The 12,405-nt window shown below is 57.9% G+C and carries 7 protein-coding genes; 4 read left to right on the top strand and 3 right to left on the bottom strand.

What is annotated here, in order from left to right; translation table 11 throughout:
• Nucleotides 1-256 precede the first annotated feature (256 nt).
• The 3 genes from CEC48_RS04745 to CEC48_RS04735 form a co-directional block, all read right to left on the bottom strand.
• Nucleotides 257-1,981 carry an ABC transporter ATP-binding protein/permease gene (locus CEC48_RS04745; protein WP_088422702.1) on the bottom strand — a complete coding sequence of 575 codons (1,725 nt, stop codon included), beginning with the start codon at nt 1,979-1,981 and terminating at the stop codon, nt 257-259.
• A gap of 222 nt (nt 1,982-2,203) precedes the next feature.
• The gene (locus tag CEC48_RS04740) at nt 2,204-2,764 is read right to left on the bottom strand and encodes a response regulator transcription factor (protein WP_003216016.1); all 561 of its coding nucleotides are present in this window, start codon (nt 2,762-2,764) and stop codon (nt 2,204-2,206) included.
• Entirely contained in the window at nt 2,757-4,019 is a 1,263-nt protein-coding gene (locus CEC48_RS04735; RefSeq protein WP_088422701.1) for an ATP-binding protein, read from the bottom strand. Before CEC48_RS04735 ends, CEC48_RS04740 begins: the two co-directional genes overlap by 8 nt.
• Before the next feature lie 206 nt (nt 4,020-4,225).
• Between CEC48_RS04735 and CEC48_RS04730 the strand changes: the two genes are divergently transcribed.
• The 4 genes from CEC48_RS04730 (at nt 4,226) to CEC48_RS04715 (ending at nt 12,082) form a co-directional block, all read left to right on the top strand.
• On the top strand, nt 4,226-4,936 hold the full coding sequence (locus CEC48_RS04730; protein ID WP_088422700.1) for an SIMPL domain-containing protein: 711 nt from the start codon (nt 4,226-4,228) through the stop codon (nt 4,934-4,936).
• 196 nt (nt 4,937-5,132) lie between these two features.
• On the top strand, nt 5,133-8,495 hold the full coding sequence (locus CEC48_RS04725; protein ID WP_088422699.1) for a dermonecrotic toxin domain-containing protein: 3,363 nt from the start codon (nt 5,133-5,135) through the stop codon (nt 8,493-8,495).
• Nucleotides 8,496-8,593: 98 nt separating this feature from the next.
• The gene (locus CEC48_RS04720; protein ID WP_088422698.1) at nt 8,594-10,195 is read left to right on the top strand and encodes an ABC transporter substrate-binding protein; all 1,602 of its coding nucleotides are present in this window, start codon (nt 8,594-8,596) and stop codon (nt 10,193-10,195) included.
• Nucleotides 10,196-10,453: 258 nt separating this feature from the next.
• Nucleotides 10,454-12,082, top strand: a complete 1,629-nt coding sequence (locus CEC48_RS04715) for an ABC transporter substrate-binding protein (protein ID WP_088422697.1) — start codon at nt 10,454-10,456, stop codon at nt 12,080-12,082.
• Nucleotides 12,083-12,405 lie beyond the last annotated feature (323 nt).

Below are 12,405 nucleotides of genomic sequence, written 5' to 3'. Positions count from 1 at the left end.
CCGTTAACCACGATGGCCGCAAGTAGGCACGGTGGAGCGGGTAAATCGGCAAGGATGCCGGTTTACCCGCGCTGGCCAGGGATAGCCCATCGCGGCGACCCGCGCAGCCGGGCCTAGGCGAGGCACCGAGTGGTGGGGCAAAGACCTTTTGGTTACTTTTGGCTGGGCCGGCATTCCGGGCGTTTGCCAAAAGTGACCCGCTGTAAGAGCGAAACCCTAGGAAGCCGTTACCGCAGCAACGGATATGCCCCCCACCTCAAACCACCGACTGCTCCGCCAACTGCCCATCCTCGATCCGCACATGCCGCCCATGAAAGCGCTTGAGACTGCTGCGATGCCCGACGCTGACAATACTCAACCCCGGCAACTCATCAATCAACGCCTGATACAGCGCCGCCTCATCCTCCTCGTCCATCGCCGAGGTGGCCTCATCCATGTACAACCATTGCGGTTCAAACAACAACGCCCGAGCAAACGCCAGACGCTGCTGCTCACCCGGCGACAACATGCGCTGCCAGTGGTTAGCCTCATCCAACCGTGGAATCAGGTGCGCCAGGCGGCAAGTTTCCAGCACCTGTGCATAACGTTCCGCCGGATACGCGCCCTCCTCCTGTGGATAACTCAATACCCCACGCAAAGTACCAATCGGCAAATACGGCTTCTGCGGCAGGAACAGATAACGCTCGGCCGGCAAACGAATGTTGCCATGCCCGTTTGGCCACAAATTCCCCATGGCCCGCAGCAAGGTTGATTTGCCGCTGCCGGACCGCCCGCTGAGCATCAAGCGCTCCCCTTGGGCAACAGTCAGGTTGGCGCCATCGAGCAGATGACGACCATCCGCCAGATCCAGGCTGAGGTTGTTCATCTGCAAATCACCACCCTGGCGCTGCAACTGAATGCCCATGTTGCGGCCTTCGTTTTCCTCCATCGCCTCGCCAAAACTCAGCAGACGATCACAGGTCGCGCGCCAGCTGGCCAACACGGTGTACGCGTCGACAAACCAGCTCAGGCTGCCCTGCACGCTGCCAAACGCACTGGCCACTTGCATCAGCACACCCAGCTCTATCTGGCCGGAAAAGTAGCGCGGCGCTGCCACCACAAACGGGAAGATGATCGCGATCTGCGAGTAACCGCTGGTGAAGAAATTAAGACGCTTCTTGAGCTGCATGATGCTCCAGAAGTTGCTCCACACCCGCCCGAAACGCGCACTCAGCTGCTGGTGTTCATTGGGCTCACCATTGAACAGCGCAATGCTTTCGGCGTTCTCCCGCACCCGCACCAGGCTGAAACGCAAGTCGGCCTCAAACCGTTGTTGACGGTTACTTAAGCCGATCAATTTTCGACCAATCAAGTGGGTCAACCAACTGCCCAGCACGGCATACACCAGCGCTGCCCAGAACATGTAGCCGGGAATGGTGATGCCCCACACTTCAATGCTGCCGGACACGCCCCACAAGATCACCGAGAACGACACCAGGCTCACCAGGTTGCTGATAAAACCCAGGCCCAGGCTGAGGGTGCTGCTGGTAAAGGCGTTGAGGTCTTCGGAGATACGTTGGTCGGGGTTATCGGTGTAACCGCCGTATTCCAGGTGGTAGTAGTTCTTCTGGCTCAGCCACTTGGCGAAGTAGGTTTCGGTCAGCCAGCGCCGCCAGCGGATGGTGAGCATTTGCTGCAAATAAGACGTGAACACACCGGTGACGATCGCGACCACCGCGATCACGCTGAAATACATCAGCAAGTGGGTAAAGGCGTCGTAGTCCTTTTTCTGCAGGGCGTTGTAGAAGTCGCGGTTCCAGCTGTTGAACCACACCGACACCGCCACACTGAACAGTGACAGCCCCAGCACCACCAGCAGCAACAGCCAGGCCTTGCCCTTCTCCTCACTGCGCCAGTAAGGGGTGATCAGCGCCCATACTTTCCTTAAAAATTGCCCACGCACCGCGTCGTTGACCGCGGAATACTCAGCGTTCTGATTCATTGTTCAGGCTCGGTAGGAAATAAAGAACAGGCGTCAGACCGATGTAGGAGCGAGCTTGCTCGCGAAAAACTCAAGGACGCCGCGTGCTTTCCGGTTTCCCGCGTCATCGTTAACGACCTTCGCGAGCAAGCTCGCTCCTACAGTCGATCATCAAGTACTGGGCTGATCATAGGTGATCAGCCCAGGCTCCGTGCAGCCTGAAGCAGATTGTTCAGTCGCCGTTCAACGTCGGACAGGGCGCTTCTGCAACTTGCGCTGCAAAGTCCGGCGATGCATGCCCAGGGCGCGGGCAGTGGCGGAGATATTGCCTTCGTGTTCGGTCAGCACGCGCTGGATGTGTTCCCACTGCAGGCGGTCCACCGACATCGGGTTTTCCGGCACCAGGGTGTCGAGGTCGGCATGCTCGGAGAGCAAGGCAGCCAGCACGTCGTCGGCATCGGCCGGCTTGCACAAGTAGTTGCAGGCGCCACGCTTGATGGCCTCGACGGCAGTGGCAATGCTGGAATACCCGGTGAGGATCACCACGCGCATTTCCGGGTCCAGCTCCAGCAGCTTGGGCAACAGCACCAGACCGGAGTCGCCGTCCATTTTCAGGTCCAGGGCGGCGTATTCCGGCAGGTCGGCGGTGGCGATGGCCAGGCCTTCTTCGGCGGAACCTGCGGTGCTCACGCGAAAGCCACGACGGCTCATGGCGCGGGCCATCACGCGGGTAAAGGTGGCGTCGTCATCTACCAGCAGCAGGTGCGGCAGTTCTTCGCCTTCGACTTGGATCTCGTCACTCATCGATGTCTCCTCGTGCGACACGGGGCAGGCGCAGCTCGGTGAGCGTGCCGCCTTCCTCATGACTATAGAGTTTCACTGAGCCGCCCGCGCGAGTCACGCTGGCCTTGCTCAAAAACAGGCCCAGGCCGAAGCCTTTGCCCTTGGTGGTAAAGAATGGCTTGCCGATCTGCTCGGCAATCGCCAGCGGCACGCCCGCGCCGTGGTCGCGAATGCTGATGGTGAGGTCTTCTGCGTCCCAGTTCAGGGTCACTTCCAACCCTTCCGGGCAGGCATCGGCGGCGTTGTTCAGCAGGTTCAGCAGCGCCTGGGTCAGGTCCGGGGGCGGCGCCATGCGCGGTACTGTGCCCTGGCCCAGCAGGTGGAAACGGTAGCTGGCTTCAGGGCGCATCAGGTGCCAGCGGTTCAGGGCTTCGTCCAGCCAGTGGGTGACGTCTTGCATCTCCACCGCCAGGCGGCGATTGGCTTCGGCGGCGCGTACCAGTTGCTGCAAGGTCAGCTTGCACTGCTTCACTTGCTCCTGCAGCACACTCAGGTCGTCTTGCAGGGCCGGGTCGTGATGGTCCTGGGTCATTTCCTTGAGCAGTACGCTCATGGTCGCCAGCGGCGTACCCAATTCGTGGGCTGCGCCGGCGGCCTGGGTGGCGACGGCCAGCAACTGCTGGTCGCGCAGGCCTTCTTCACGGCGAATGGCGCGCAGCTCTTCCTGGCGGCGCAACTCTTCCGCCATCCGTGCGGCAAAGAAGGTGATGACCGCCGCCGACAGGGCGAAGCTCAGCCACATGCCATAGATCTGCAGGTTTTCACGGGCGATGGGAAAGGTCTGCAACGGGTAGAACTGCGCCAGCAGCAGGGTGTACAGGGTTAGGGCGATGCCCGACAACACCACCGAATAGCGCCATGGCAAGGTCACTGCGGCAATGGTCAGTGGCACCAGGTAATAGGAAACAAACGGGTTGGTGGAACCGCCGGAGAAGTACAGCAACACACTGTGGATAAACAGGTCACAGGCCAGTTGCAGGGCGTATTCCAGCTCGGTCACAGGCCACGTGGTGCGCAGGCGGATGGCGGTAAACGCGCACAGTACCGTGGAAAAACCGAGGGTCACGGCCAGTTGCAGCCACGGCAGCGGCAGCAGGTTGAACCAATAGGCAAGCCCGACCGAACCGGCCTGTGCGGCCAGCACCAGGGTGCGGATGAACGTCAGGCGCCAAAGGTTCTGGCGGGTGGCGGAAGTCAGTTTTACGGCGGCGAGCATGAGCTCTCCCGATGAGCGCTGCAGGCGGATCGCACGGAGTATAAACGAAGCGACAGCGCTGGCACGGCGTGTGTGGCTCTTTGACGCAGGGGTCAGGAATATGACCATTCGTCGGCATCCGCTGACTTGTAGCGAATGTGTAAACCCGAAGAACTGAAACCTTGCGTCTACAGTCTTACCGAACACGAACATCTCAAGGAGCTTCCATGTCACGTTTCATTCGCAGTGCAGCCACCCTCACCCTCGGCGCCGCCACCCTCGCCAGTCTGCCTGCCATGGCCGCTGATGAACTGCATTACAACCAGATTTCCCTGCGTGCCGAAGTCAGCCAGGAAGTGGCACGCGACCAGATGATCGTCACCCTTTACACCGAGTCGCAGAACACCGACCCGGCCAAGCTTGCCGCCGAAATCACCACCACCATGAACAAGGCGCTGGCCCAGGCCCGCGAAGTCAAAGGCGTGACCCTGCGCCAGGGCAGCCGTAACAGCTACCCGATCTACGACAACAAGAACCAGAAAATCACCGGCTGGCGTGAACGCGCCGAACTGCGCATGGAAAGTGCTGACTTTGCCGCGCTGTCCAAGCTCACCGGCGACATGCTGACCAACCTGAAAATGGACAGCATGGATTTCGCCATCGCCAACCCAACCCGCAAGGCCAGCGAAGATGCCTTGCTTAAAGAAGCGGTCACCGCGTTCAAGGCTCGTGCACAACTGGCCACCGACGCGCTGGGCGGCAAGGGCTACAAGATCGTCAACCTGAACTTCAACACCAACGGTTATCCACAGCCGTTTGCGCGTGGCGGGATGATGATGAAAGCCGCTGCGATGGATTCGGCGCCAACGCCGGAAGTCGAGGCCGGTACCAGCCAGGTCAATATGACCGCCGATGGCGTGATCGAAGTTATTCAGTAACACTCTGCCTGCGGGTACAAAAACGGCGCGACCTCAGGCTCGCGCCGTTTTTTGTCTTTAAAACAATATCTTGTAATCCATTTCTGTATTTGCCGATGGTAATCGGTAGCCCGGTTTCGACACTTATGTATACCCCCCAGGTTGACAGGGATTGCTCTGCGGGTACGTGTTCAAACCACTACCGAGAACCACATCCATGGCAAAAATTCTTTCTCCTGGCATGCTAAGTGCCCGTAATGACTATATGCAGCAAAGGGCCCAGGCTGAAGCTGCGGCATCTGCGGCCAACTCGCAGCCCACCGCTCAAACCGGTATTGGCACCCCTGCAACACAGCCCGTACCGGCCAGCAATACAGCGCCCGGTGACGCAAGCCTGGTCGAGGCTTACATTCGGGGAGTGCAGAACAAAATAGACGGCAATAAACCCGGCAATATAACGGTACCCTCCCAGACCGTACTGGGCCAATGGCTTGAACTGTATCGCTCACAATTGGAACACCCGGTTGTTCAGGACTGGATGCGCGAGCAGAAAATCGACCCGTCCAGCGTGACAGTCATACCCTCCACGGGTGCCATGTCAGCCAAGGTAGACGGGGTGAGGAAAGACTTTTCCCTCACGGACGGTTCGGGATGGGGACAGGTTTCAGGGCCACTCCTTGCAGCCGGGAAGATCATTGTCCCCGGCGATGGCCAGGAACTCCGAGTAGGGTTGAGTGCAGACACGGCAAAGGTGTCAGTCGCCGTGGTCGCGCGCTTTTATGGCGAACCATCACCGTCGAACCGAACCCAGGGCCAAGCGCAAATCAAGCGGCTGGAACAGAACAAGTCCTTCGATGCCATCTCCCCCGATGACCGCCTGCGACCGGCCAACCTACGCTCTGCGCAGGCGCTGGAAACACAAAAAGCCAATGCCGAAACGTTTTACAGCGCCGCACCGCAAAAGCTGGCCTTTACGCACCTGGCAGTCGGGGTGGCGAACGCCTACCCGAACGTGCATGACGAGGCCAAGCGGTGGGCTGGGGAGATAATCGAAAAAGAAACCGGCCAAAAAAACGTAGACCCCGACACCCTGTTTTTTAATCGCTTTCGTCATAATCAAAGCGCCTCGCCAGGGACCGCCACTGGCGCGATGCATCTGGACGAAGAACCGTTTTACTCGAAAAACCTCCCGGATGCGTTGCTGGACAACTTCTCTGAACACGACCAGATCCCCGGCCAGCTTGATGCTGAAGCCGGCATTTATACGGTAGGCCGCGGCGCAAGCACACAGGGCGGATACGGTGCCAACAACCAATTCCCGCTGGCTCCCTCGACGTTGATGCATGCCAGTTGGAAAACTGATTTTCAGTCGCGCATGACCACAAAAATCGACCAATTCTGGAGTGCCCACGGGGATGATTACCGCACAGCCCTGAAGGGCGAATTTACCCAACAGGCACGCCAGCAGTTGAAGGGCTTTGAGGCAAAAACCCCGATCGAACAAAAGTTGATGCCGGACGAGGAGAAATTCACCCGCGGCGACTACAAAATCGTGATGGGCGCCGTCTCCAATCTTCCTCTCGACGAGAACGCGCCCCTGACCGTTGCGCAGTTGCAGGCGCAGGCTCCCACGAGCGGAAAGGTGCGGGCGCATGCCTTTGATATCAACGGTTGGGGTTCCAGCGACATCATTCGGTTTGCTGAGGTGGATGACGGCCAATACAACTTCGAAAACAACCGTCGAGACGGCACACAAATCCTCTACATCCCGGGTAACACGCCGGCATTTCTAAGGTTCGACTCACTGCAGAAAATGGACGACTGGGTGGTGGATCAGGCCAAGGACCCGAAAAAACGCGAACGCCTCGCCTCGCACTTCTCGCTGTACAACCGCCAGGATGGCGGCATTTTTGGCAAGTTCGGGGTGGACGCCGCACTCGGCCACCTGGCCTCCGGAAACTGGGATAACGCGGAAGGCAACACCATTGACCGCGCCAATATCAAAATTGCCGGGGATGTCTTCAGCCACATGACAGAGCAGGCAAAGGCGCGGATGACCCGTGACGCCGACACCGCGATCAAGTCCAGCAGCGAGGTCACGCGGGACACCTGGCTCAACGATATCTCGGCAGCTGCGGGGCTGTTGGGCAAACTGGCGCCACTGGGGGCTCCCGCTGCGGTGGCTGCCGTGGGTGTCGGTATTACCGAAACAGCGCTGGGTGCGGAGAAATCCGCCTCGGGTGACACCAAGGCAGAACGCAGTGATGGTGCGTGGAAAGCCTTCGATGGCACGCTCAACACCTTGTTCTCGGCCGGCGCCAGTGGGCGCGTTGAAGACCCATTTATCGAGCCTGAAACACCGGTGACCTCAACGCAGGAACTGCCCCCAGCGGGTGGGGAGCCAATAGCCGGGCCTTCCAGTGGCCGCGCTGCGAATACCGTCCCGGCCATACCTTCTGGCCCAAGCCTGATCAAGATGAGCGACTACGCCGTGCCCGACGGCGAGGCATTAATCAGCGACGCCACCCGTAATAGCCAAGGCGTTTATCAAATCAAAGGCAGTAACGGTTTGTATCGCCGGTTCGTCCGGCATACCGACGAAACCGGCAAGCGCCAGGTGTTTGAACTTGAAAGCCGTTACAGGATGGGTGACATTTCTTCTCAGATAATAGACCCCAACACTGGAAGAGCGGTGATGAGAGTTCATCCGGGGGCCGACGGGGATTGGGTACGCGCGCCCGCAGACGGCTCTGGAAAATGGCCATGGCAACGTAAGGTTTCGACGACGGTAAGTACTGAACCCAAGGTCCCGCCAATGATTTCAGATCAGTTCCTGGAGCTGGATGGCTCGAAAATGAAGGGTGCAGACATACTGGACAAATACCTCAATCTTGGTGAAAACAAGTACACATACGGCATTGCCGTGAACGAGGAAGGTGAGAGCGTACCGCAAATCTCCTGGACAGCTGAGGAAGACCCCGCCAAGGCCACGCCGCATCCAACAGCCAGTGCTTCGACATTCGGCACGAGCGATTACAGCGAGCAGTTTATTAAAGATATAAACCGCAGTAAGTTCACAATACAAAAACCCGATGGCACCAAGCTGGAAATTGACATCGGCAACGAGGTAAAAACACTCGAACTGGAAAAAGGCGATAAGTTATCAACCGCCGAGCTCGATCAAGTCATACAAAAAAATATCTTGAACATTGAGGAATTCATTCCTGACCCGGCACTAAGAGCACGAATTTCTGAAGTTGCCAATCAATGGTTATTAGGCGCCGCGCCGGACGAATTTCAGACCTCTCGATTCAAAGGCACCGTCTTTGGCAGCGGACGTGACCCCCACTACTATATCAACTATGACCCCAAGGGTACTGCAACCACTGTTACCGCCAAGTCCGACTTTATAATTAACAAGCTGGACGATAACAATGGCGAACTTGATACCCTCACTGACATAAATGTTAAGTCGACAAGGACGATAACTATACGACGCAATAATGAAGTTAACGGCGACGGTTATGACATAGACCCCTCCGCACCCACACGGATAGAAATCACACCCAAGCTGGGCTGATACGCACTCCCCACTATCTGGCCCCCCCTGAACGGCGGTAACCTCGGTGACCGCCGTTTTCGTTCGGGCAGCTGAGTGCTGCCATCTCAGGGGTCTCCATGGAAAGAATCGCCTTTAAACCGCTTCTCCTCGCCGCCGGCCTGCTGGCGTTTATGCCGATGGCCCAGGCGGCCAGCACCCTGGTCTACTGCTCCGAAGCCAGCCCAGCCGGTTTCGACCCCAGCCAGTACACCAGCGGCACCGATTTTGATGCCTCCGCCGAAACCGTGTTCAACCGCCTGACCCAGTTCAAGCGCGGCGGCACCGAAGTCGAACCTGGCCTGGCGACCAGTTGGGACGTGTCCAAAGACGGCCTGACCTACACCTTCCACCTGCGCGATGGCGTGAAGTTCCACACCACCGACTATTTCACCCCGACCCACGACTTCAACGCTGACGATGTGCTGTTCACCTTCCAGCGTCTGCTCGATCCCGAGAACCCGTTCCGCAAGGCTTACCCGTCGGAATCGCCCTACTTCACCGACATGGGCCTGAACACCACGATCAAGAGCGTCGAAAAACTCGACGAGCACACCGTGCGTTTCAACCTGAACAACGTCGATGCCTCCTTCGTGCAGAACTTGGCCATGAGCTTCGCCTCGGTGCAGTCCGCCGAATACGCCGCTCAGTTGCTCAAGGAAGGCAAGGCCGCCGACATCAACCAGAAGCCGGTGGGCACCGGGCCGTTTGTGTTCAAGCGTTACCAAAAGGATTCGCAGATTCGTTTCAGCGCCAATAAACAGTATTGGAAGCCCGACGATGTGAAACTCGATAACCTGGTGTTCTCGATCACCCCGGACGCCGCCGTGCGCCTGCAAAAGCTCAAGGCCGGCGAGTGCCAGGTCAGCGGCTATCCGCGCCCGTCCGACATCGACGTGATGAAGCAGGACCCAAACCTGCGGGTGCTGCAACAAGCCGGCTTCAACCTGGGCTTTCTCGCCTACAACGTGACCCACCCGCCGCTGGACCAGCTCAAGGTGCGCCAGGCCCTGGACATGGCCATCGACAAGCCGGCAATCATCAAGGCCGTGTACCAGAGCGCCGGACAATTGGCGCAGAACGCACTGCCTCCGGCGCAGTGGTCTTATGACCCCACCATCAAGGACGCTCCCTATGATCCGGCCAAGGCCCGGGCGCTACTAAAAGAAGCAGGGGTTGCACCAGGTACCACCATCAACCTGTGGGCAATGACCGTACAACGCGCCTCCAATCCCAATGCCCGAATGTCGGCGCAGATGATCCAGCAGGATTGGGACAAAATTGGCATCAAGGCCAATATCGTCAGCTATGAGTGGGGCGAGTACATCAAACGCGCCAAAGCCGGCGAGCACGACGTGATGATTTACGGCTGGACCGGCGACAACGGTGACCCGGATAACTGGCTCGGCGTGCTCTACAGTTGTGCCGCGGTGAAAGGCAGCAACTATGCGAAATGGTGTAACCCCGCCTACGACAAACTCGTGCAGCAGGCCAAGGTCAGCAGCGACCGCGAGCAGCGCATCAAGTGGTATCAGCAGGCACAAAAAATCCTTAAAGAACAAGTACCTATAACGCCTATTGCAAACTCGACGGTTTTCCAGCCCCTTCGAAAAGAAGTACAGGACTTCAAGATCAGTCCATTTGGACTCACACCGTTCTATGGCGTCAGCCTGAATAAGTAACAGCTGCGCCCCAACCGAGTGCGCCAGACGCCTCGGTTGGGCATTCCTGGTGCGCCCCTCGCACCGAAAAAACCCCTCAAAAGTGCATAAATATGTCCGAACTTACACATATGCGACATTCGTGTACGTTCGTACCACTGTTTAGCGGTTGTAGGCTCTCAACATCTTGCAATGGGTATGGGCCCTGCATAAGTATCCGCAGGTCGACTCACGAGGTCGCCCTCACTACCAAAAATGACAACAAATCATGAGGCCAACATGCTTAAACACGCAGTCATTCCGTTATTAGTCAGCGCCGGTTTAATGGCTGCTGCACCCTTCGCCCAAGCGGCGAGCAATCTGGTGTTCTGCTCCGAAGGGAGCCCGGCCGGTTTTGATCCAGGCCAGTACACCACCGGAACAGACTTCGATGCTTCGGCCGAAACCATGTTCAACCGTCTGACCCAGTTTGAACGCGGCGGCACTGCTGTGATTCCTGGGCTGGCCACTACCTGGGACGTTTCCCCGGATGGCCTGACGTATACCTTCCACCTTCGTGAAGGCGTCAAGTTCCACACCACCCCGTACTTCAAGCCAACTCGTGAATTTTCGGCTGACGACGTACTGTTCACTTTCAACCGGATGATCAACAAAGATGATCCGTTCCGCAAAGCCTACCCAACCGAGTTCCCGTACTTCACGGACATGGGTATGGACACCAACATCAAGAACATCGAGAAAGTCGATGCCCACACCGTCAAGTTCACCCTTGGCACCGTGGACGCCGCCTTTATCCAGAACCTGGCCATGAGCTTCGCCTCCATCCAGTCGGCTGAATACGCCGCCCAACTGTTGAAGGAAGGCAAGGCTCAGGACATCAACCAGAAGCCCATCGGCACTGGTCCGTTCGTGTTCAAGAGCTACCAGAAAGACTCCAACATCCGTTACACCGGCAACAAGAATTACTGGAAGCCTGAAGATGTGAAGATCGACAACTTGATCTTCGCTATCACCACCGACCCGTCGGTGCGTATCCAGAAGCTGAAGAAAAACGAATGCCAGGTCACCCTGTTCCCACGTCCGGCCGACCTCAAGGCGCTGGGTGAAGACAAGGACCTGAAACTGCCGCACCAGGCCGGTTTCAACCTGGGCTACATCGCCTACAACGTGATGCCGGTCCTCAAGGGCCAGACCGCGCCTAACCCGCTGTCGGACATCCGGGTGCGTGAAGCCCTGGACATGTCGGTGAACAAGCAGCAGATCATCGATTCGGTTTACCAGGGTGCAGGCCAGCTGGCAGTCAACGCCATGCCGCCAACCCAGTGGTCCTACGACACCACCATCAAGGATGCGCCGCACGACGTGGCCAAAGCCAAGGAACTGCTCAAGGAAGCAGGCGTCAAGGAAGGCACCGAAATCACCCTGTGGGCGATGCCGGTCCAGCGTCCGTACAACCCCAACGCCAAGCTGATGGCTGAGATGCTGCAGAACGACTGGAAACAGATCGGCCTGAAAGTGAACATCGTCAGCTACGAGTGGGGCGAGTACATCAAGCGCTCCAAAGGCGGCGAGAACCAGGCCATGATCATTGGCTGGAGCGGCGACAATGGTGACCCGGACAACTGGTTGAACGTGCTGTTCGGCTGCGATTCCCTGGCCGGCAACAACTTCTCCAAGTGGTGCGACAAGAAATTCGACGGCATCGTGAAAGAAGCCAAGGCGACTTCCGACGTAGCCAAACGCACCGAGCTGTACAAGCAGGCGCAACATATCCTCAAAGATGCAGTCCCGATGACACCTATCGCGCACTCGACGGTGTATCAACCAATGCGCAACAACGTGCAGGACTTCAAGATCAGCCCATTTGGCTTGAACTCCTTCTACGGCGTGAGCGTAAGCGGCAAGTAAGGGTCACTGGCGGCGACGTTCATAACGTCGCCGTTATTGCATCCGCCAAGACCGTAGGAAACAGACCACGTTCGTACCAGCTGCCGTCCTACGGCCGTTAACTGCGAATCGCGGCTCCATTGCCTACAAGGTCTGTCAGATTCGTTGCATTTACTGCCCGGCTCCCGACCCATAACGTCGTGGTACGGCAGAAGCATCGTCTCTGTATGGCAACTGCCGTTGTGGGATCAGTGATGTCGCCAGGTCATGAACGACCGGGCGATTGCTCACTGACGAAAACAACAAACAAGGATCGGGATTGTCATGCGCCATACCACCGTTCT

Source organism: Pseudomonas sp. K2I15 (genome assembly GCF_002204795.1).
GTDB lineage: Bacteria > Pseudomonadota > Gammaproteobacteria > Pseudomonadales > Pseudomonadaceae > Aquipseudomonas.
The sequence above is the reverse complement of the archived record's forward strand: the minus strand, read 5'-3'. Positions and strand labels throughout refer to the sequence as shown.